Here is a 22,556-nt window from a genome sequence, read left to right as displayed (position 1 = left end):
AAAGCTTGCTATATACTAGGTTACGAAAATTTAGTGGGTGAATGGGTATCTGTCATTACAAAATATTTTATAAAATGTATTGATTACATTTATGGAATGCTATTTTGGGATATTCTACATTCTCCCTAGCCCTAAACGCGGTAGTGCCTTATACCTAGAATTATGACACACTGCAGGACAGGGCATGGTTAACCCTCAGCAAAACCGGCCTGGTCGCTGGCAAGCAAACTTACATCTAATTTTCTTGTGCTAGCAACCCTTAAACTGATTACATACTTCTTTTTACTAGGTCTTTGGCGATTGTTCAGGAAGCATAACTAGATAAAATAACTGCATCAAAGCTTCTAACCGGCCCGATGTCAGCGCCCCAAAAGCATCACTAAACCCGTGCCGCCAAAGTAGAGCGTAACGACAGCACCACCCAGCAGGCATTGGGTTAAAGGATCGGTGGAAGGCGTGAGAACCGCGCCTAAAATGGCAGCACCCAGGAACACGTAACGCCAGCCAGACAGCATTTGCTTTGAGGAAACAATACCCAGCAAACCGAGTAGCATTTGGATGACGGGAATTTGAAAGGCGATGCCGGTGCTAAACAACAGCAGCAAAATAAATTCAAAATAGCGATCAATTGACAGCAATTGCTCAACGACATCGGCACCGTAGCTGATTAAGAATTGCAAGGCTGCCGGGATTAACGCAAAATAAGCAAACGCTAAACCGCCTACAAATAGAAAGCTAGAACCTAGCACAATGGGACCCAAGAACCGGCGTTCGCGCTTTGTCAGTCCAGGTAATACAAATTGAATAATTTGGTAGAGAATAAAGGGTGTGGCTACTAGCAAACCGCTGTAACCGGCAGTTTTCATGGAAACAAAGAAATATTCTCCGGGAGCAATTTGAATAAATTTGACGCTTTGAGCCGGCACTTCTAATATCTGTACAATTGGCTTGACGAAGACAAAACAGCCAACAATACCTAGGAATACAGCGATCAGCGAATAAAAAATCCGCTGTCGCAATTCTTCCAAATGATCGAACAAAGACATCTCAACATCATCGGGGAATTCATCAAGCTCGTCATCTTGATCGACGGATGCCGGCATGATACTACTATCAGTTGGTGCCGGCAGCAAAGCTAGATCAGTTGAACGTTTTTCTAGAGTTTCGATTTCAAGCTGATTATCAAACGATTGACTCTCAACCGGCACCTCAAGGCTTGCCGGTAATAGCTCACTGGGTGTTAATCGATCAAGTCGTTGAGATTCTCCGACCTCATCCAAGCTTACCTGAGATATTTCAGACTCAACTTTTGAGAGCAAGGCTTGATCATTTGGCGGATATATCTGAGGCTCAACCTCTGAATTAAGGGTTGGAAATTTAGGCGGTAAATCAGTAAGTTCTTCAGATTCAATTTCTGAAGTTGGCACAGGTTCAGTCAAAATTTGAGAATTGCCGGCAGCTTGAATTAACTCGGCAAGATGAGAACGCATCTGAGCATCAGAAATCGCACCGGCAGTATAACTAATAACAATAGATGCGGCTGTAGGGTTCACCCGAACATCTGTAACACCGGCTGCTGCTGCGCTCAACTGCTCTAAGTGTGCGGCATATTCTGGATCGGTGGTGAGGCGAGGCACCCCAAACCGCACCCGTCCGCGAATTGCATGGAGAAGGCGATATTCAATTCTAGAGGTGGAATTTTCAACTGAATGCTGTGCTTCGTTCACTTCCTTGCTGCCATTTTTAATATTGCTTTCTGGACTGTTAAAAGATTGCATAATCGGCTTTTCCGAATCTAATATATTTATAATTTCGCGAGTTGTGCCGGCAGTAATTATATAGGCAAAGATCGCCCGCCAGCCGAACAATCCTAAACTTCTGGTTAGTAGTAAGCCGGCAATCACCGGCAGTAATGACTGGCTTTGTTTTTTCCAGGCAGCCAGCGGATCAATTTGATTTGCTGCCGATATTTGAGAGTTTAAACCGGCAACCCCATACTCTTCAAGTTCTTCTAACAACACCGGCAACGGCAGCATCGTTGAATTAAAGGAAATCAGTACACTGCCGGTTTCGTGATTTTTACAAACTTCATAAATGCCATCTTGCAACCGTAACTCATCCGCTAAGGCATCGAGTGCCGGTTCAAAGGTTTTGTCCGTAATTCGCAGGCGCACACGTCCCGGTATTGCGTGCGCTACTTGAATGACGCGCTTTTCCTGTGGCGCTGTCTCATCAGCCATTCCCTTTCTCCACTCCAATTTAGTAAGATTTCAAAGTGATCGAGAAAATTTTTCTTAAGCGCAGTCAGCCGTTTCAACCTCAAGCGCACTATAGCAGTGCCGATTTTTGGCTCACTGATTTTGAAGTCTCCAGTTTTGGGGAAGGCGTCATCTGGCCTACAGTTCAATATCTGTTAACTATTGTATCTGGCTTGGCAGTTCTGCGAACGACTCCTTACTTTGCCGGCGCGCCACTACAGAAACGTACATCTAATTTGCACTAGCCGGCAACCCACTAAGCGAAGGCGCGTCTCATTTGGCTTGTAAACGAGCCGGCTAAACTCCGCGCATTCCTCACCCCATCTCCCCTTCACCCGATTTCCCCTTTTATTTCATCTAACCATCAGGGCTAAAATCTATCTGCCGGATGATCACACTCTGTGCTAACAAAGTTATACGCAAGGTGCCCTCTAGCCAACAGATGTTGAAGCTGTTTTCCCAACCCGCCACAGCGAACGTTTAACCGTCCAGGCTAATATAAACTGTCTAAAAAAAACAGTACATTTTCTAATTGACATAAATTATAAAATATGTAGAGATTTCTAAATAAGAGACTCCTAGTAACCATTAATGATGAAATTATCGACTCTATATAACACAAGATACTATTTTTGTAGAGTAGATAAATAATGAATTATGAAAAATAATCTATTTAAAAAAAAGATATTTTTGTGTTAAGCAGTTAAGCTACCTCTTTCCCTTGACCGAGTTCTGCTGTAGTTGCTCAGAGTGGACAAGCCGGTAAAAAGAAAATATCATAAATATATGAAGATTTGCAAAAAAGGTGGGCGTTCATTGAGCGCGTTGCTTTTGATTAGTTTTAATGAATGCATTTATATCAAAAAATAATTTATTTTGGCTGCTTCAAAATTTCAAATAAAGCACAATTAACCTTAGAGAGATTTTAGAGCGTTGGCCAATGTGGGAAATATTTAAAAACTTCGTTTCACCGAGCCAATTCATGCCTCATGGTCACTGCTACCTGTGGAAAACCCCGCTGGTAGGGCTACATATTGTCAGTGACTTAATAATTGCCCTCGCCTATTTTTCAATACCGGCAATGCTCATCTATTCCGTGTATAAGCGAAAGGATGTGCCCTTTCTAGGGAGATTTGCCTTATTCGGAGCGTTTATTATTCTGTGTGGAACAGGACACTTGCTAGACATTTGGACGCTGTGGCATCCAGCTTACTGGTTAACAGGAATCGAGCAAGCTTTAACCGCCTTAGTTTCCTGTTGCACAGCCTTACAACTGGTAAAGCTGCTGCCTCAATTTTTAGGGCTTCAAACTCCAGAAAGACTGGAAGCAATCAATCGGCAACTACAGCAAGAAATTGTAGAACGCCAGCAGACCGAGCAAACCTTACAAAGTATTCTGGCAGGAACCGCTTCTGTAACAGGAGAAGAATTTTTCCCAGCCTTAGTGCAGAATCTAGCAACGGCTTTAAACGTTCGCTCCGCCTTTGTTGCAGAACTGGGGAGCGAACAGCCTCAAAGTTTAAAAACCCTTGCTTTTTGGGCCGGTAGCAACGCAGAGACGAACTTTGAATATAACCTAGCTGGCACTCCCTGCGAGCCGGTTGTCGAGCAAGGCACTTTATGCTACTACCGAGACAAAGTAGGGGAACTATTCCCCAATGCTGAGGGGTTGAAAGCAATGGGAGCAGTATGTTACCTCGGAACGCCCCTGTTAGATGGAAAGCAGCAGGTAATCGGGACGCTATGTATTAACAATGACCGGCCCTTAGCAAATGAAGAAAGCGCCAAGATGATTATGAAGGTGTTCGCTGCCAGAGCCGCAGCCGAACTCCAGCGCGAGAGAGCAGAACAGGCGCTGCGTCATGCTTATGAGGAATTAGAAATTCGGGTCAATGAGGCGACTCAAGGACTGCGCCAACGCACCGCTGAGTTAGTACAAGCAAACGCTGTCTTGGAAACACAAATTAACGTAAGAATTGCCGCAGAATCTGCTTTGCGAGAAAGCGGAATTCGCCTGCGAAAGCAACAAGCTGGATTGCTTGAACTCGCAAAAAGTAAGAGCTTGTATGCCGGCAATCTTAGTGCCGCTTTAGAAGCCATTACCCAACTGGCAACCCAAATTCTCAACGTTGAACGAGGCAGTGTGTGGCTTTATGAGCCAGATAAATCTTCTTTGTATTGTGCTGATTTATATGAATTGACGCCTAACCGGCATACCAAGGGGATGACGCTTGCTATAACTGACTATCCCCATTATTTCCAAGCCTTACAGACAGACCGAGTCATTGCAGCAAGAAATGCTCATACCGATCCGAGAACGCGCGAGTTTAGCACTGCCTATCTAACTCCTTTGTCAATTGCCTCCATGTTGGATGTCCCGATTCACTTCAAAGGGCAAACGGTGGGAGTCATTTGTTTAGAACATAGGGGAACCGCGCGACACTGGCCGATTGAGGAGCAAAATTTTGCCAGTTATTTGGCCTATATGGCTGCCTTAGCGATGGAATCACGGGATCGCAAGCAAGCAGAAGAGGTACTGCGTCAAAGCGAAGCAACGAATCGCGCTCTGTTGAATGCGATACCAGATATGATTTTCCGCAGCCGCGCTGATGGCACTTTTATTGATTTCAAGCCGGCCAAAGACATTAAAACTTTTCTCCCTGCCGACCAATTTTTGGGGAAAACGTTACAAGAAATCTTCCCACCAAATCTTGCTCAGTATCTACGCTCCGCCTGCGATCAAGTGCTTGAAACAGGCGAGATTCAACGCTTAGAGTATGAATTACCCATTGATGACCAACTTCACGATTATGAGGCTCGGATTGTAGCCTGCGGCAGCTCTGAAGTGATCTCCATCGTGCGCGACATCACAGAGCGCAAGCAGGCGGAGTTAGCCTTGCAAGAGAGCGCAGAACGCGAAAAAGCCATCGCCTTCGTGATCCAGCGAATGCGGCAAACCTTAGAGATCGATTCAATCTTTAGCGCCACCACCCAAGAATTGCGCCAAGCATTAAACTGCGAACGCGTAGCAGTCTATCGCTTCAACCCAGACTGGAGTGGGGAATTCGTATCAGAATCAGTGGCAGCCGGCTGGAAAGTGCTAGTACAGGAACAAACCCAACAAAGTGAGCTGAAACAAATCGCAGTCAACACCGGCAATTGCACAGCCAAAACTCTACAAAGCAGTCCTAAATTAATTCAAGACACCTACCTGCAAGAAACTGCCGGCGGAATCTACAAACAAGGAAACAGTTACAAAAGCATCCCAGACATCTACAAAGCCGGTTTCAATCAATGTTACCTAAAACTGTTAGAGCGATTCCAAGCACGAGCCTACATCATCGTGCCCATCTTCTGTAGTAACCAGTTATGGGGATTACTTGCCACCTACCAAAATAGCGGCCCTCGCCACTGGCAATCGGCGGAAATTAAAATGGTCGTTCAGATCGGCGCACAATTAGGAGTGGCCATCCAACAAGCGCAACTACTAGCCCAAACCAAACAACAATCGCTGGAACTGATGAAAGCTAAAGTTGCCGCCGATAGCGCTAACCGTGCCAAAAGCGAATTTCTGGCTAATATGAGCCACGAATTAAGGACTCCACTCAACGCGATTCTCGGCTTTACTCAACTGATGAACCGAGACTCCAGCTTAAATACAGAACACCGGCAGTCAGTGGGGATCATCTCGCGCAGTGGGGAACATCTGCTGGAATTGATTAACGATGTTTTGGAGATGTCAAAAATTGAGGCAGGGCGAACCACACTGCATGAAAATGAATTTGACCTCTATCGCCTGTTAGATAATCTGTTTGAATTGCTGCAAATCAAAGCCAAAGATAAAGGATTAAAACTGAACTTTGAACGCACTCAATCCGTGCCACAATTTATTAAAACAGACGAAAGTAAATTGCGTCAAGTTTTAATTAATCTGCTGGGAAATGCGATTAAATTCACGCAAAAAGGCCGTGTAACTCTGAGCGTAGAGGTGGGAGAATCCACTGCTAGCAAGGGGATGCAATTGCGATTTGAAGTGAGTGATACAGGATCAGGTATTGCTCCAATGGAGTTTGATAAGTTATTTGAAGCCTTTGGACAAACCACTTCTGGCTTGAAGTCAGGTGCCGGCACAGGTTTGGGTTTACCAATTTCGCAAAAGTTTGTGCAACTAATGGGGGGAAACCTTAGCCTGAGCAGTACGGTTGGGGAGGGCAGTGTATTTGAGTTTAATATTCAGGTGGTGCCGGTTTTGGGTTCTAATATTGCCCCCACTAAACCAGCTAGTGGGAAGATCCTGGGGTTAGCCCCCAACCAACCAATCTATCGGCTGTTGATTGTTGAAGATCAGCCGACGAACCGACTTTTCTTATTCAAAATCTTAACTTCATTGGGATTTGAGGTGAAAGAGGCTGAGAACGGTGAACAAGCTTTAACCCTGTGGCAAAGCTGGCAACCGCACCTGATCTGGATGGATATGCAGATGCCGGTGATGGATGGCTATGAAGCCACCAAGCGCATCAAAGCCAGTGCCGGCAGTGAGTCTACTGTGATTATCGCCCTAACTGCTAGCGCCTTTGAAGAGGAGCGACAAGGCATCTTGGATGCCGGTTGCGATGACTTCGTTCGTAAACCGTTCCGAGAACAAGAACTGTTGATGAAAATCAGCGAACATTTAGGGGTGCAATATATTTACGAAGCCAACAACGCCCTACAGAGGGAACAAGCCGAAGCCATCCAGGATGAATTGCTTGATTGTGCGTTTAAGCTTTCTGCTTCATCGTTACAAGTGATGCCGGCTCATTGGGCGGAACAGCTCTATCATGCCGGCTCTCAAGGCAGCGATTTGTTGATGTTGCAACTCATTGAGCAGATTCCACCACAACATTCCGCTCTGGCTATCGCTTTAACTGATTTAGTGGAGAATTTTCGCTTTGATAAAATTATGGAATTATCTCAATCTCCTGTAGGTTAGAAAGCTCGAAAATTAAAAAGATAGATTCAAAGAAATCCGATTAATTTGCAATAACAAATTTACTTTTTTTGTCGAAAAATTTTTGATGACTATTTTTTAAACGATTTAATAAAAAAAAGATTAGTTCTGCATTAAATCAATAATAAATAAATCTGAGGAAAGGAAAGCTATCATCAAGTAAGTTTCTTCTGGAACTTCATACTAATCAGTTTTTAGCAATCTGTAACTTTAAAAAGATATATGCATATCGAAATGGCCGGCACTTACAACCTAGGCTTAGCGACCCTTTCCTTTGCGATCTCGGTCATTGCCTCCTACACCGCCCTAGACTTAGCAGGGCGAGTGCAATCTGCGGTGAAACGGGGACGCCTACTTTGGCTTCTGGGAGGAGCAGCGGCAATGGGAACCGGCATTTGGTCAATGCACTTCATTGCCATGCTTGCTTTCCAATTGCCTCAATCCGTTAGCTACGATATGTGGATCACCCTATTCTCGCTGATGTGCGCGGTTCTTGCATCTAGCATTGCTTTGTGGCTGCTGAGTCGCTCTGTTTCAATCCATCTGTTAACCGGCGGTGGCGTTTGCATGGGAATTGCCATTGCTTGGATGCACTACACCGGCATGGCAGCGATGCAACTGTCGGCCAGAATAGAGTATGACTGGAGGTTAGTCAGCCTATCAGTCGTCATCGCCATCACAGCCTCTTTTGCCGCACTTTGGCTGGCTTTCCGGCTACAGCATCAATCAATAGAAGGGCTGATCTGGCAGAAATGCGGCAGTGCCTTCGTCATGGGATTGGCCATCAGCGGGATGCACTACACCGGCATGATGGCGACTCACTTTATTCCTTACAGCCTCTTGCCGGTACAGCAGTCCCCAGCAATGAATCAGTCCTGGCTGGCTATTGCCATTGGGATTGCCACTCTGTTCATTTTAAGCTTAGCCCTGATCACCTCTCTGTTCGACCGGCGTTTGACAGCTCATTTAATACGACAAAAAGCCTTACTGGAAAGTGAAAAACGCTTTCGGATGCTGATCCGCGAAATGCCAGTGGGTGTGTTGCTGCTCAATGTTAATGCCGAAATTCTCATCTGCAATCAAGTTGCGACTAATCTTCTCAATCTCAAGCCACCACAGGATTTACCGCATCAGGTGTTTGGTGAGGACTGGCTTTTTCTGCATGAAGATGGTACACCTTTCCGAACTCTAGAGCTACCTGTGCAACAGGCCATCGCCCTGCGCCAACCCATTCACAACACAGTCATGGGAATCCAAAAAAAGGTTGAAACAGGACGGATAAACGATCAAAAAAGTTCTACCTTCATCGTTTATCCTTCATCCCCGTTTCTTCAAAAATGGCTGCTAGTAAATGCAGATCCGCAGATTGCAGAGGATGGGAGTGTAGAGCGAATTGTTTGCACCCTCAGCGATATCACAAATCACAAGCAAGCTGAAGCGGCACTTCGCCAAAGTGAAGAGCGGTTCGCCTTGGCTGTAGAAGGAGTCAACGACGGGATTTGGGACTGGAATATTCCCTCCGACTATGCCTATCTGTCCCCCCGGTGGAAAAGTATGTTGGGCTATGAAGACTCAGAAATTCCCAACCACATAGATTCCTTCAAAAAAGTTATACACCCAGAAGACTCAGAGCGGGTGTTGGCGGTGCTGATTGCCTATTTAGCCAAAAAAATTCCTAATTACGAGGTAGAATTCCGAGCATTACATAAGGATGGAAGCTATCGTTGGATTCTCACCCGTGGAGTGGCATTGTGGGATAGTTCGGGCGTAAGCTACCGCGTGGCCGGTTCCCATACCGATATTACCGAACGCAAACAGAGAGAAGCCGCACTGCAATTAATTGCTGAGGGGACAGCTTCTGCAACCGGCCATGAGTTCTTTCGTGCCTGTGTCCATTATCTCGCCCAAGTCTTGGAAGTTCGTTATGCCTTAGTTACCCAAGTGGCAAATGATAGCAAAACCAAAGTACGAACCTTAGCATTCTGGAAGGGCGAAGACTTTGGCGAAAACTTTGAGTACGAATTAGCCGGCACCCCTTGCAAAAATGTTGTGGAAGGAATCGTCCATTTTTACCCATCCGGAGTGCAAGAACTTTTTCCGAACGACCGAGATTTGGCTCAATTAGGGGCACAAAGCTACTGGGGAATTCCGCTTTTAGATTCTGCCGGCAAGACAATCGGCAGTTTAGTTGTGCTGGATGTAGAGCCAATAGTTCAAAATCCGGGCAAAGAGATGATTTTACAAATTTTTGTCGCTAGAGCGGGAGCAGAACTAGAGCGTAAATTAGCAGAAGACTTGCTGAAAAAACGAGCTGAAATGGACAGTTTGCTCAGCCGTATTTCCCGGATTTTCATTGACGAAAACCTAGACACTGCTATCACTTTCACCCTGCAAGCCGTTGGTGAGTTCCTGGGGAGCGATCACACCTATCTTTTCCGTTACTGCGACAACCAGCACTACTTAATGATGACCCACGAGTGGTGCGACAAGGGAATTGAGCCATTGATCGATAAGTTCCAACTATGGCCAGTCGAGATAGATGTGTGGGGTCACAGCCAGCTATTGATGGGCAAAACTGTTCAAATCCCCGCCGAGTTCTCACTCACAGATACCGAAGTAGCCGATCAGGAACTTATATCCTTTCAATCCCGGCTTGCCGTTCCCACGCTCTACTCTGCCAAGGTTGTAGGCTTTATGGGGCTGGATGCGGTTCACTCCTCAAAGCTCTGGAGCCAAGAAGAGATTAATTGGCTGAGATTAGTCAATGAATTTATCGCCATCAGTCAGGCTCGTCAAGAAGCACAAGCGGCACTGCAACAGAGCAATAGTCGGTATCAGAATTTGGCACAGAACGTACCGGGGATGATTTATCAATTTATTCTCTACCCCGATGGTTCAAGGGCTTTTCTATATGCCAGTGCCGGTTGCCGAGAACTCTTTGGGATAGAACCAGAGGCGGTGGTAGAGGATGCTAATATGTCTTGGAAGCTGACGCATCCTGATGATATTGCCATTGTCAATCAATCAATTGCAACTTCAGCAAAAACGCTTAAACCTTGGGATTGCATCTGGCGAGTTTTCGTTGCCGGCGAACTCAAGTGGCTACGAGGCAACTCTCGGCCTGATCCGCAACCAGATGGCAGTATCATCTGGGATGGCTTGGTGACTGACATCACAGAGCACAAGCAGGCAGAGTTAGCCTTGCAAGAAAGCGCAGAACGAGAAAAAGCCATCGCCTTCGTGATCCAGCGAATGCGGCAAACCTTAGAAATTGAGACAATCTTTAGCGCCACCACCCAAGAGTTGCGCCAAGCATTAAACTGCGAACGCGTAGCAGTCTATCGCTTCAACCCAGACTGGAGTGGGGAATTCGTATCAGAATCACTGGCAGCCGGCTGGAAAGCGCTCGTAGAAGAACAAAAGCAGGAATTTGAACTCAACAAAGTTGCGGTTAATCAAGTTGATTGCATCGTCCCAACTTTGGGGACAGAGGACAGCACCGTACACGATACCTACCTACAAGAAACTGCCGGCGGAATCTACAAACAAGGACGCAGTTACACGTGCGTGCCAAATGTCTATGAGGCCGGTTTCGATCAATGTTACCTGGAACTGTTAGAACGATTTCAAGCACGAGCCTACATCATCGTGCCCATCTTCTGCAGTAACCAGTTATGGGGATTACTTGCCACCTATCAAAATAGCGGCCCTCGCCACTGGCAATCGGCGGAAATTAAAATGGTCGTTCAGATTGGCGCACAATTGGGAGTGGCCATCCAACAAGCGCACCTGCTGGCCCAAACTCAACAACAATCGGTGGAACTGATGAAAGCTAAAGTCGCCGCCGATAGCGCGAACCGCGCTAAAAGTGAATTCCTGGCTAATATGAGCCACGAATTAAGAACTCCACTCAACGCGATTCTCGGCTTTACTCAACTGATGAACCGAGACTCCAGCTTAAATACAGAACACCGGCAGTCAGTGGGGATCATCTCACGCAGTGGGGAACATCTGCTGGAATTGATTAACGATGTTTTGGAGATGTCAAAAATTGAGGCAGGGCGAACAACACTGCATGAAAATGAATTTGACCTCTATCGCCTGCTAAATAATCTGTTTGAATTGCTGCAAATCAAAGCCAAAGATAAAGGATTAAAACTAAGCTTTGAACACGCTCAATCCGTGCCACAATTTATTAAAACAGACGAAAGTAAATTGCGTCAAGTTTTAATTAATCTGCTGGGAAATGCAATTAAGTTCACGCAAAAAGGCCGTGTAACTCTGAGGGTAGAGGTGGGAGAATTCACGGCCGGCAAGGGGATGCAATTGCGATTTGAGGTCAGTGATACCGGCGTGGGCATTGACCCGATGGAATTTGATAAGTTATTTGAAGCCTTTGGACAAACCACTTCTGGCTTGAAGTCAGGTGCCGGCACAGGTTTGGGTTTACCAATTTCGCAAAAGTTTGTGCAACTAATGGGGGGAAACCTTAGCCTGAGCAGTACGGTTGGGGAAGGCAGTGTATTTGAGTTTGATATTCAGGTGGTGCCGGTTTTGAGTTGTGAACTCAATTCTATCGGGCCGGCCAATGAGAAGATCGTGGGATTAGCTCCCGATCAACCAACCTACCGACTATTGATCGTTGAGGATAAACCAACAAATCGACTGTTTCTATTCAAAATGTTAACTTCACTCGGTTTTGAGGTGAAAGAAGCTGAGAACGGTGAACAAGGTATAACGCTGTGGCAAAGCTGGCAGCCGCACCTAATTTGGATGGATATACAGATGCCGGTGATGGATGGTTATGAAGCTACTAAACGCATTAAAGCCACTGCATTGGGTCAATCGACGGTGATTATTGCTCTGACTGCTAGTGCCTTTGAAGAAGATCGCCAAGTGATTTTGGATGCCGGTTGTGATGACTTCGTTCGCAAACCGTTCCGAGAACAGGAAATGCTGCTAAAAATCAGCCAACATTTAGGGGTGCGCTATCTCTATCAAACTCCAGCCAACGACCAATTTAGAGCCGGTTTTGCCCCTGAAGAGTGCCCCATTTCGCCACGGCTGGAGCCGTCTGCTTTGCAAGTGATGCCGGCTCATTGGGTGCAACAGCTCTATCATGCCGCCTCTCAAGGTAGCGATTTGTTGATGTTGCAACTAATTGAGCAGATTCCACCAGAATATTCCTCTTTGGCTATCGCTTTGACTGATTTAGTGGAAAATTTTCGCTTTGATAAGGTTAGGGAATTATCTCAACCGGCTTTGGGCTAAAATCGGGAGATTGAGAGGAACTTTGGAATTTTTTACCATGTACCACATCAATGAGCAGCTTTAAATCAATAATTTAAACAAACTTGAGATGAATTCTTATCAGGTTAACCTTACCCAAAAAGACATCCTCATTGTTGACGACACCCCTGAAAACTTGCGTCTTCTCTCTACCATGCTCAGCGGTCAGGGGTATAACGTTCGCAAAGCGTTGAGTGGGCAGATGGCCTTGACGGCTGTACAAACGCTTGTGCCCGATTTGATTTTGCTTGATATTAAGATGCCGATGATGGATGGCTATGAAGTTTGTGAAAAGCTAAAAGCAGATTTGAAAACCGCCAAGATTCCGGTGATTTTCTTGAGTGCTTCCAATGAGGCTTTTAATAAAGTTCAAGCTTTTGCAGTTGGAGGGACAGACTATATTACCAAGCCCTTTCAAATAGAAGAAGTGTTAGTCAGAGTTCAAAATCAACTAGCGGTAAGAGCAGCAGAAATCCAAAACCAACAACTTAATATCTTACTTGAAGAACGAGTTAAAGAGCGCACCCATCAGCTAGAAGTTGCGAATCAAGAATTGCAACGGGAGATTAATGAACGCAAGATCCTCGAACATAAGCTGCTGAAGATGGCACTCTATGACGATCTCACGAGTTTGCCTAACCGCGTTTTATTTATGGATCGTCTGGAAGAGACGCTCAATTATGCCAAAGAACAATCAGACTATCAATTTGCAGTCTTATTTCTCGATTGTGACCGTTTTAAAGTCGTCAATGATTCTCTGGGTCATTTAGCCGGTGATGAATTGCTTATAGCCCTCGCTCGTCGCTTAGAAAAAATACTAAGCAAAAACGATACGATTGCTCGCTTTGGTGGTGATGAATTTGCCTTCTTGCTGACAGAAATTGAAACGATTAACGATGCCACCCAAGCCGCTGATCAAATACTTAAAACAATCTCATTACCGTTTCAACTGAAACGACAAGAAGTGTTTATTAATGCCAGTATAGGCATCGCTTTAGGAAATTTTAGTTACGAGCAGCCTGAACATTTGTTGCGGGATGCAGACACAGCAATGTACCGCGCGAAAACTTCCGGGAAAGGTCAGTATCGCATTTTTGAGCCGGCAATGCACGATGCAGCCCTCGAAAGTTTGCATCTCGAAACGGATCTTCGCAGGGCTGTTAATCAACAAGAATTTATCCTCCACTATCAGCCAATTGTTGCACTTAACACCGGCACCATTGTTGGATTTGAAGCTCTAGTACGCTGGCAACACCGGGAACGGGGGCTGATTCCTCCCGCAGCGTTTATTCCTATCGCCGAAGAAACAGGTTTAATTAACCCGATTGGCACCTGGGTTTTACGCGAAGCTTGCCATCAGCTTCACCAGTGGAATCAGGCAAGACTCACAAATTATCCCCTCACGATGAGTATCAATCTTTCGGTGCGTCAGTTTGCCCAACCAGACTTAATTGAACAAATCGACCAAATTTTGAAGGAAACGCAACTTGAGCCACACACCATCAAATTAGAAATTACCGAAAGTGTAATTATGGATAACGCTAAATCCGCTGCTGAAATTCTCCAACAACTTAGAGAACGGCACATTGAGTTGAGTATTGACGACTTCGGAACGGGCTACTCTTCTCTGAGTTACCTGCATTCCTTTCCCGTTGATAACCTCAAAATTGACCGCGCTTTTGTGCGTCATATAGACGGAACCCCAGATAGTTTAGGACTTGTCCCAGCCATTATGAGCATGGCCGAGGCATTTAAAATGAATGTCATTGCAGAAGGCATTGAAACAGGGGAACAGTTAGCTCAATTAAGGAATCTTAACTGTAGCTTTGGTCAAGGTTACTTGTTTTCTAAACCTTTGGCAGAAAAACAGGCAACTGACCTTATTATATCAGCCCCTCAGTGGTGAAAGATGTGTGAAGATTGAGTGGCTTGTGCCGGTGGAGAGTAGTTGGTTAGGGTATAAGCAAAAAAGTATTTTTGAGGCTGTTAATTTATATTACTTTGTTCGGTAAAGATATCAGATTATAAACTTTAAAAACAGTTTTTTGAAGCATCTAAATTTTCATAAATCACTTTTCTCTGTTGAGCCAAATGATTCACCATCCACCCGCTCTCGAAAAACCTGATATTTTGATTGTTGACGATACTCCGGATAATATTCGCTTTTTATCTTCTGTTTTGCTAGAACAGGGTTATAGTGTTCGTAAAGCAATTAATGGAAAAATGGCATTAACTGCAGCAAGAACTGTGCTTCCTGATCTAATTTTGTTAGATATTAATATGCCGGAAATGAACGGCTATGAAGTTTGTGAATTTTTAAAAAAAGACGAGAAAACGAGAACGATTCCAGTAATTTTTTTAAGTGCAATGGATGATGTTTTAGATAAAGTTAAAGCATTTCAGGTTGGGGGCGTAGATTATATCACCAAGCCTTTTCATCTTGAAGAAATTTTAGTTCGGATTCAAAATCAACTAACCATCCAAAATCTTCAAAATAAGCTTCAAACTCAAAACACACAGCTTCAAGAAGCTTTAAGCGAACTCAAAAGAACTCAAGCCCAATTAATTCATAAAGAAAAAATGCTCAGCTTGAATCAGTTAGTGGCTGGGATTGCTCATGAAATTAATAACCCGATTAGCTTTATCGCCGGCAATCTTAGTCCCGCCCGGCAATACATCCATGAATTGGTAAACTTGCTCAATCTTTATCAGCAAGAATACCCCAATCCTTCTATTTCTATTCAAGAAGCTATTCAAACAATTGATCTGAGTTTCCTTGTGGTCGATCTTGAGAAACTGATCACTTCTATGCAAACGGGAGTTGATCGCGTCCACACAATCATCTTGGCATTACGCATTTTTTCCCGTTTGGGTGAATCGGATATTAAAGCTGTAGATATTCATGAGGGAATTGATAGCGCTTTAGTTTTGTTGCAGCCACGACTCAGACAGGAAGGGAGCCGAGCAGAAATTAAAGTCATCAAAAACTATGGGAATTTACCTTTAATTACCTGTTACGCTAGCCAGATGAATCAAGTGTTTCTCAATCTGTTAACAAATGCTATAGATGCTTTTGAGCTAGGCACAGGAAAAGATTTTCCAGAATCTTCTTCTCCAACAATTTGGATTAGCACTGAGTTAACCGGCTTAGAGAATATAACGATTAGAGTTAAAGATAATGGTGCCGGTATTAGCGAAGAAGTGCTATTGCGTTTGTTTGATCCCTTTTTTACAACAAAGTCGGTAGGAAAAGGAAGTGGATTAGGCTTATCAACAAGCTATCAAATTGTGGTAGAAAAGCACAAAGGACAATTAACGTGTTATTCATCCCCAGAAAAGGGTGCGGAGTTTGTGGTAGAAATTCCTGTGTATCTTATCAAAAAATAAAATTTTGATGAGATCTAATAAGTTAGATATTCCATTAAATTCGTGTCGCAGCTTTTTAACTATATTTTTTAAAAATTTATTTTTTAATCGCAGATGATAGCGCACCGTGCCGTTAGGTATAGGCAGATAGTGCTAAATCTTTGAGGGGAGGAAATAGGGGTTTTTAAAGTTTTTGCCGGCCTATTCTTGAGGCACCGGCAAGCCCCAGTATATCGCCCGTTCTCGCAACCAACCTTCTGCTGTCCACCGGCGAATTGCATTATGCACTCGCACACGAAGTGGGGAATACTGCAATCCTTTTGGCATAACGATCGATAGCGGTTCAGCAGATAGGAGAAATGGTAAAATCTGGTAATCTCGATACTCTTGCACCCAGCCGGCAAGGACGCTCCCATCGCCGGCAAAGACACCCGCTTCACCGCGTTCTATCAGCATTCGTCCTGCTTCATAAGAATCTACCCCAACAAGATTGGCATTGGGGAAAAAATACAGAACATTGGCAATAGAGTCAGAGTTATCTAACATGGCAATTGTCTGTTTTCCCACGTCCTCTAACCGGCGCACCGAGGCATTTTTCGTGACAAAGCCGGTGCCATCCAGGTAGTAGGGAACGCTGAAATCAACCAACCGGCCTCGCGTTTCGGTTGCAGTCACGCCGGCAATGGTAATATCGACTTGGCCATTTAACACAACAGAAAGCCGGTCTTGATTGGCTACCGGCTGCAATTCCACGGCGTCGGGGCTTCCTAACACCTCTGCCGCCAGCTGGCGAGCAATATCAATTTCCAGCCCTTGTAAGTTGCCGGCGCTGTCTCTAAAGCCCAAAGGCGGCAAATTATCCTTGACGGCAACAATCAGCCGGCCCCGTTTTTGGATGGCTTTCATTTCTGCTGCCGCTACGGGTGCCGGTGGTGTGAAGGCTGCCGGTATTACACTCAAGCAAAATGCTAAAGCGATTAAAAATAAAAAATTAAAACTTAAAAATTGAAGAGACTTTTTCTTCATTTTTGATTTCTCAATCGTTCCCAGTAGAGATAGTTCGCTGACGCACCTCTACTGGAAACGGGGTAAGGGAGAAATTTTTACTTGACTTGGCTGGCCATTTCCACCACTTTGGTGAAACTTTCAGCATCAAGAACTGCCAATTGAGCCAACATTTTGCGGTTGATTTGAATATTTGCTTTCTTCAAATTCCCCATAAACTGGCTGTAGCTCATGCCATGTTGACGCGTTGCTGCGTTGATGCGGGCGATCCACAGACGTCGGAAATCCCGCTTGCGCTTTTTGCGATCACGGTAGGCGCTCCGCAACGCCTTCATTACCTGCTGATTAGCTGTGCGGAAGAGTTTCGAGTGAGAACCCCGAAATCCTTTGGCTAGTTTGAGAATTTTTTTGCGGCGTTTGCGGGCTACATTACCGCGTTTAACTCGTGTCATGGCTAGTTGGTTACGTGTTAGTTGCTAGGGTTCAGGGTTCAGTTGGCAGCTCTCCGTTGTCAGTTGCATTTTTCAAGCCTGAAAGCCGGCTGACAACTGAGCGCTGACTGACTTATAAATAGGGGAGCATCAAGCGCACATTGTCTGCGTCACGTTCATCTACCACAGCCATCATAGAAAGAGTGCGCCTGCGCGTTGAACTCTTGTGCTGTAGCAAGTGACTTTTGAAAGCTTTGCGGCGCATAATTTTGCCGCTGCCGGTCGCTCTAAAACGCTTGGCGGCTGCTTTGCGAGTTTTTAGTTTAGGCATTGTCTAGATTTGTTTAGACACAATCGACAAGCATATCACTTATTTGAAATTTTTGCAAAAATTGCAGCCGGTGTCAGGATGAGCCGGCATTTGAGGAGGTGCAGCCAAGGCAGAAAAATGAGAAAGTTTTAAGTTCGGCAGCAGAGGAAACTTTCTGGCAAGATTAAGTGGGTAGCTGATAACTTTTAAGAGATAGCCAAGCGCTCACTCAGAAATTTGATTTCCCGTTACCTCATTGATTCTGGAGACTCTGATGCTGCGATTAGAACATATTAGTAAAATCTATCCCACGGGCGAAGTTCTGAAAGACGTGAGCTGGGAGGTTAAACCAGGCGATCGGATCGGGTTGGTTGGGGTCAACGGTGCCGGCAAGTCCACTCAGTTGAAAATCATTGCCGGTGAAATTGAACCGAGTGCCGGTGAAGTCATTCGTCCTGCGAGTTTGCACATCGCCTATTTAACTCAAGAATTTGAGGTTGAACCCACACGCACCGTGCGCGAAGAGTTTTGGACGGTGTTTAAGGAAGCAAATGACGTGCAGCACGCGCTAGCGCAGGTACACCATGAAATGCAAACAGCCAATCCAGAAAGACTGGATAAACTGATTAATCAAATGGATCGCCTGCAACGTCAATTTGAAGGCTTAGATGGATATGGACTCGACGCTCGAATTGAGAAAATTTTGCCAGAAATGGGATTTGAACCTGAAGATGGCGAGCGTTTAGTTAGCGCCTTCAGTGGTGGCTGGCAGATGCGGATGAGTTTAGGAAAAATCCTGCTGCAAAATCCCGATCTTCTGTTGCTAGATGAACCGACTAACCACCTAGATTTAGAAACCATTGAATGGTTAGAAACCTATCTCAAAGGTTTAACGATTCCAATGGTGATCGTCGCTCATGACCGAGCATTTTTAGATCGGCTCTGCACCCAAATCGTCGAAACCGAGCGCGGCGTTTCTACCACCTACTTGGGTAATTATACGGCTTATTTAAACCAAAAAGCCGAGCTAAAAGAAGCCCAACTCAGCGCCTACGAACGCCAGCAAAAAGAACTTGAACAGCAGCAAGCTTTCGTGGATCGGTTCCGTGCCAGCGCCACTCGCAGCACACAAGCCAAAAGCCGCGAGAAACAACTGGATAAAATTGAGCGCATTGACGCACCTGTTGCAGATGTCCGCAGCTTGCGCTTCCAATTTCCTAACCCCCCGCGCAGTGGTCGTGAAGTCGTCATCATCAAAGATTTAGTTCATACTTATGGCGAAAAAATCTTGTTTTTAGGCGCAGATTTGCTGATTGAGCGCGGAGATCGCGTGGCTTTCTTGGGGCCAAATGGGTCAGGCAAATCCACCTTGCTGCATCTAATTATGGAGATGGAAAAACCCAGCGAAGGCATGGTGACACTCGGTGAGCATAATGTTATTCCCAGTTACTTTGAGCAAAATCAAGCGGAAGCTTTAGATTTGAATCGAACCGTGATGGAAACGATTCATGATGAAGTTCCAGAATGGAAAAATGAAGAAGTTCGTACCCTTTTGGGGCGCTTTCTCTTCACCGGCGATACGGTTTTCAAAAAAGTAGCGGCGCTTAGTGGTGGAGAAAAAGCTCGGCTAGCTTTAGCAAAAATGCTGCTGCGACCGGCTAATTTACTGATTTTGGATGAGCCGACAAATCACTTAGATATTCCGGCCAAAGAAATGCTGGAGGAAGCGCTGCAAAATTATGAGGGAACGGTGATTCTCGTTTCCCACGACCGATATTTTATCTCTAAGGTCGCTAACAAAATTGTCGAGATTCGCGAAGGTGAGTTGCGCGAGTACCTGGGAGATTATCAGTATTATTTGAACAAGATTGAAGAGGAAAAGGAGAAAGTTCGTCAAGAAAAGATAGCCGCAGAAAAAGCAGCAAAGGATGCGGCAAAGCGAGAAAAGCAGAAGGCGAAAAAGGATGGGGCCAAAAAATAAGTGGGCGTTTAATCGGATCTTAATTTTTGGGTTGACTTTTGCCTAAAAGTGTGGATGTAGGGGCGTGAACCCGTAAGGGAGCCGGTGGGGTTTAACCCTACATTCATTGGGCAACCGGCTAATTTTATTTGCCCAGTAGGTTGGCTGTGGTAGCTTGAGAGCGGCGAGTTTAAAAAAATCCTTGACACAAACAACCCAATTGCTACCCCCCTTCCTAGAACGGCTCGTGCAGGAATCCCAGGCCATTCCCCCACAAGCGGAACTGGCAGCACGCATTAACAGCGCCCATCAGCAGTGCGTGGCATTTCCCACAACGGCGCTGCTACACGCCCGCAACGCCGGAGAATGGCTTTTACAAGCTCAGGAGCAACTGACTCCTGAAGGGTGGCTTTCCTGGCTGAAGGAATGTTGCACCGTCTCGGAACGAACTGCACAAACCTATATGCAAATAGCTAGAGGCTGGCCAAAATTAGTGCCATCCCCCGCCATTCTGCCGGCCAGCGAAACGAGTGCCTTGGCGCTGAGAGATTGTGAGCGAGCTGAGCTGTATTCTAATGTTGAGGAACCGATTCAAATTGCTGCCACTTTAGAGCCGGCACCCCCAATTTCCCCCAAAGAAACGTTGGTGCCGGCAACCGATACCCTCACCTTTTTTATTCCAGGTGGTGTAGTTCCCAAAGCCCGCCCTAGAGTCACGGCTAACGGTACATTTTTACCCCCCCGTTATCGCGCGTGGCGAAATCATGCAGAAGTTGAAATTTTTAAGCAATTGGGCGAAAAAAGTTCGCTGCCGGTGCTTCCCCTGCAACGGGCAGCCGTCAAAGTTCGTTTAATTGGAAAACATCGAATGAACGCAGATGGAGACAATATTGTTGGCAGTTGTCTTGATTCTCTGGTTGCTGCCGGCGTCATCAAAAATGACAATCTTTCCTACATTCCTGAAATTTATTTTAAATTAATTCCGCAAGGAACCCAAGGCGTTCAAATTACCTTACTTCCACTTCCCAGCCCAGAAGGTTCCAAGTAAGCCGATAGCAAAAACTTTGCCGGCAAAACCTAACACTTCTTGCCAGTCTTTTACGTGACTCCTTTGCATTGAAAAAGCAAAGTAAATTTAAGTCAATGAGCGGCAATCAGTGTGCGTCTGCAAACATCTTAAATTGCTCACTATCAATTCGGCCTGCTTGGTGTAAAGTTTCAGCGATTTCAGAAATGCCTAAAACCGAATGGGCGCGATATCCTTTCTCCTGCAACCGATCTTTTACGCCCTTTTCATGATCGATAAACACCACAATATCTTCCACCTTCAAACCGGCAGACTGAAGTTTTTCCGCACCTTCCATTGCACTTTTTCCACTAATCAGAATGTCATCCACCACAACAATTTTTTCCCCTGGATGGAAATTCCCCTCAATCACCCGTCCACTTCCATAAGCTTTCGCTTCTTTGCGAGGAAAAATCATGGGACGCTTCAAGCGCAGTGCTAAGCCGGTTGCAGTGGGTAAGGAACCATAAGGAATGCCGGCGATTCTGTCGAATTCAAGATGTTGAAGAATTCCTGCGTAAGCGCTTAAAATTTGATGGAAAATTTGCGGCTGGGAGATAATTTTACGCAGGTCTATATAATAGGGAAATATCGCTCCAGAGGCTTGGACGTGCTCGCCAAACGTAATGCAGCCAATGTCAAAAAGTTGCAATATTAAATCCCGGTGGGCGGAATGCTGTAAAAAACAAACATCTGGCAGCCATAAGTCACAGGTGGGGCTTCCCTGCATAACTTGAAATCGCTGATGATTAATTGTGTCGCGTAATGCCCTCAGTTCCTCAGCCGGCTGTTCGCTTGCCAACAAATGTGAAGGTGCCGGCAGCAACAACCCGTCCCCATAAGCGTTCAAGCCGGCACCCAGGATCTTCGCCAGATCCCGATCATCTCGCCAGCCTCCCTCTAGTAAAATGGGGCGTTCCGGTACTTCCCCACGGATGCGGGCCAAAATTTCCGGTGTCGCTGCACCCACTTCTAAACCCAGTTGTTCGGGAGTCCCCCAGGTTTTCGCTGCCTGCACCAAGTGTAAATAAAAGGGCAATTCTTGACCTGGATATTCCTGCAATTCTGCCGCCGAAGAATTGGCAGTGGCACAAAGAACAAACACTGCTTTGCCGGGATAAACCAAAAAGGGGGCAACCTGATCAAGGCCGGCATAAGGGCTTAAGGTACAAGCATCCACGCCCCACTCTTGAAACACTGTTCGAGCAAAAACTGTGCTGGTGTTGAGGTCGCTGTGCTTGGCATCTAAAATGACTGGAATCAGCGCCGGAATGGAAGCTAAGGTTTGCTGGAGCAATTCTAGTCCCGGAACACCAAGCGCCTGGTAAAAGCCGAGGGTGAGTTTGTAAGCGCAAACGAAATCTGCGGTTTGGGTAATAGAGTCTTGCAACCAATCCCGCAAACCTGTCAGGAGACTGTTAGTGCCGGTGCCGGTGTGATATCGCTCAGGTAAACTCTCTGGATCGGGGTCAAGTCCCGCGTAGAGTAAGCTCTGATTGCGTTCAATCGCATAAAGCAATTTGTCGAAGAAGTTCATGGGGTTTTCCTCTACGGGAGTTGCCGGCCTGACTGAGTTAAGGCAACACGCTACAGGAACGCAACGGGGCACAGCTCACAGCAAGCTTCTATTCTTTCGATCTATTGAATCTTAGATAAGTTAATCAAAACACAGGTACAAGTAAAAATAATGTTTAAAATGTTGCTAAATGTAAAGAAAACTGAGTAATATAATATTCAAGCAGGCAAACACCTGCCCAACATCATAAGAACCTCGAAAAATCAATAGCAATCATAAACAAATGACCACAACTCTCCAACGCCGCGAAAGCGCCAACGTTTGGGAACGGTTCTGCGAGTGGGTCACATCAACCGAAAACCGGC

Annotated in this window: 12 protein-coding genes and 1 pseudogene; 7 read left to right on the top strand and 6 right to left on the bottom strand. The window is 45.5% G+C overall.

What is annotated here, in order from left to right:
• Positions 1-359: 359 nt before the first annotated feature.
• The gene (tatC, locus tag H6F73_RS09120; RefSeq protein WP_190759582.1) at positions 360-1,103 is read right to left on the bottom strand and encodes a twin-arginine translocase subunit TatC; all 744 of its coding nucleotides are present in this window, start codon (positions 1,101-1,103) and stop codon (positions 360-362) included.
• Between the two features lie 363 nt (positions 1,104-1,466).
• A pseudogene (locus H6F73_RS26475) lies at positions 1,467-2,240 on the bottom strand (HMA2 domain-containing protein); the annotation flags it as partial.
• A gap of 35 nt (positions 2,241-2,275) precedes the next feature.
• On the opposite strand from H6F73_RS26475, the gene H6F73_RS09115 reads away from it, so the two are divergent.
• The 5 genes from H6F73_RS09115 to H6F73_RS09095 all read left to right on the top strand — a co-directional run bounded on the left by H6F73_RS09115 (position 2,276) and on the right by H6F73_RS09095 (position 15,924).
• On the top strand, positions 2,276-2,503 hold the full coding sequence (locus H6F73_RS09115) for a hypothetical protein (protein WP_190758501.1): 228 nt from the start codon (positions 2,276-2,278) through the stop codon (positions 2,501-2,503).
• 695 nt (positions 2,504-3,198) lie between these two features.
• Positions 3,199-7,230: a GAF domain-containing protein gene (locus tag H6F73_RS09110; protein ID WP_190758500.1), complete on the top strand. Its 4,032-nt coding sequence runs from the start codon at positions 3,199-3,201 to the stop codon at positions 7,228-7,230.
• A gap of 240 nt (positions 7,231-7,470) precedes the next feature.
• The gene (locus tag H6F73_RS09105) at positions 7,471-12,519 is read left to right on the top strand and encodes an MHYT domain-containing protein (protein ID WP_190758499.1); all 5,049 of its coding nucleotides are present in this window, start codon (positions 7,471-7,473) and stop codon (positions 12,517-12,519) included.
• 88 nt (positions 12,520-12,607) lie between these two features.
• Positions 12,608-14,443 carry a GGDEF domain-containing response regulator gene (locus tag H6F73_RS09100; protein ID WP_190758498.1) on the top strand — a complete coding sequence of 612 codons (1,836 nt, stop codon included), beginning with the start codon at positions 12,608-12,610 and terminating at the stop codon, positions 14,441-14,443.
• A 185-nt stretch (positions 14,444-14,628) separates the two neighbouring features.
• The gene (locus H6F73_RS09095) at positions 14,629-15,924 is read left to right on the top strand and encodes a response regulator (protein ID WP_190758497.1); all 1,296 of its coding nucleotides are present in this window, start codon (positions 14,629-14,631) and stop codon (positions 15,922-15,924) included.
• 180 nt (positions 15,925-16,104) lie between these two features.
• On the opposite strand, the gene H6F73_RS09090 is transcribed toward H6F73_RS09095, so the two are convergent.
• The 3 genes from H6F73_RS09090 to rpmI form a co-directional block, all read right to left on the bottom strand.
• The gene (locus H6F73_RS09090) at positions 16,105-16,929 is read right to left on the bottom strand and encodes a transporter substrate-binding domain-containing protein (protein WP_190758496.1); all 825 of its coding nucleotides are present in this window, start codon (positions 16,927-16,929) and stop codon (positions 16,105-16,107) included.
• Between the two features lie 77 nt (positions 16,930-17,006).
• On the bottom strand, positions 17,007-17,360 hold the full coding sequence (gene rplT, locus H6F73_RS09085; protein WP_190758495.1) for a 50S ribosomal protein L20: 354 nt from the start codon (positions 17,358-17,360) through the stop codon (positions 17,007-17,009).
• Positions 17,361-17,472: 112 nt separating this feature from the next.
• The gene (gene rpmI, locus H6F73_RS09080; RefSeq protein WP_190758494.1) at positions 17,473-17,670 is read right to left on the bottom strand and encodes a 50S ribosomal protein L35; all 198 of its coding nucleotides are present in this window, start codon (positions 17,668-17,670) and stop codon (positions 17,473-17,475) included.
• 253 nt (positions 17,671-17,923) lie between these two features.
• Here rpmI and H6F73_RS09075 point away from each other — a divergent pair, with 253 nt between their 5' ends.
• Together H6F73_RS09075 and H6F73_RS09070 are read left to right on the top strand one after the other, a co-directional pair.
• A complete protein-coding gene (locus tag H6F73_RS09075; RefSeq protein WP_190758493.1) occupies positions 17,924-19,630 on the top strand; it encodes an ABC-F family ATP-binding cassette domain-containing protein in 1,707 nt (568 codons plus the stop codon).
• A 181-nt stretch (positions 19,631-19,811) separates the two neighbouring features.
• Positions 19,812-20,657 (top strand): RusA family crossover junction endodeoxyribonuclease, encoded by an 846-nt coding sequence (locus H6F73_RS09070; protein ID WP_190758492.1) that lies wholly within the window; start codon positions 19,812-19,814, stop codon positions 20,655-20,657.
• Positions 20,658-20,763: 106 nt separating this feature from the next.
• Here the strand turns inward: H6F73_RS09070 and H6F73_RS09065 are convergent, their stop codons facing one another.
• Positions 20,764-22,212, bottom strand: a complete 1,449-nt coding sequence (locus H6F73_RS09065) for a bifunctional orotidine-5'-phosphate decarboxylase/orotate phosphoribosyltransferase (protein ID WP_190758491.1) — start codon at positions 22,210-22,212, stop codon at positions 20,764-20,766.
• Between the last annotated feature and the right edge of the window lie 344 nt (positions 22,213-22,556).

The sequence above is a fragment of the Microcoleus sp. FACHB-68 genome, from assembly GCF_014695715.1.
Lineage (GTDB): Bacteria > Cyanobacteriota > Cyanobacteriia > Cyanobacteriales > Oscillatoriaceae > FACHB-68.
The sequence above is the reverse complement of the archived record's forward strand: the minus strand, read 5'-3'. Positions and strand labels throughout refer to the sequence as shown.

Excerpts from the sequence above, each read along its gene's own strand:
- H6F73_RS09100 (WP_190758498.1), top strand. The coding sequence starts at position 12,608 with ATGAATTCTTATCAGGTTAACCTTACCCAAAAAGACATCCTCATTGTT.
- H6F73_RS09075 (WP_190758493.1), top strand. The coding sequence starts at position 17,924 with ATGCTGCGATTAGAACATATTAGTAAAATCTATCCCACGGGCGAAGTT.
- rplT (WP_190758495.1), bottom strand. The coding sequence starts at position 17,360 with ATGACACGAGTTAAACGCGGTAATGTAGCCCGCAAACGCCGCAAAAAA.
- H6F73_RS09105 (WP_190758499.1), top strand. The coding sequence starts at position 7,471 with ATGCATATCGAAATGGCCGGCACTTACAACCTAGGCTTAGCGACCCTT.
- H6F73_RS09110 (WP_190758500.1), top strand. The coding sequence starts at position 3,199 with ATGTGGGAAATATTTAAAAACTTCGTTTCACCGAGCCAATTCATGCCT.
- H6F73_RS09090 (WP_190758496.1), bottom strand. The coding sequence starts at position 16,929 with ATGAAGAAAAAGTCTCTTCAATTTTTAAGTTTTAATTTTTTATTTTTA.
- tatC (WP_190759582.1), bottom strand. The coding sequence starts at position 1,103 with ATGCCGGCATCCGTCGATCAAGATGACGAGCTTGATGAATTCCCCGAT.
- H6F73_RS09095 (WP_190758497.1), top strand. The coding sequence starts at position 14,629 with ATGATTCACCATCCACCCGCTCTCGAAAAACCTGATATTTTGATTGTT.
- rpmI (WP_190758494.1), bottom strand. The coding sequence starts at position 17,670 with ATGCCTAAACTAAAAACTCGCAAAGCAGCCGCCAAGCGTTTTAGAGCG.
- H6F73_RS09065 (WP_190758491.1), bottom strand. The coding sequence starts at position 22,212 with ATGAACTTCTTCGACAAATTGCTTTATGCGATTGAACGCAATCAGAGC.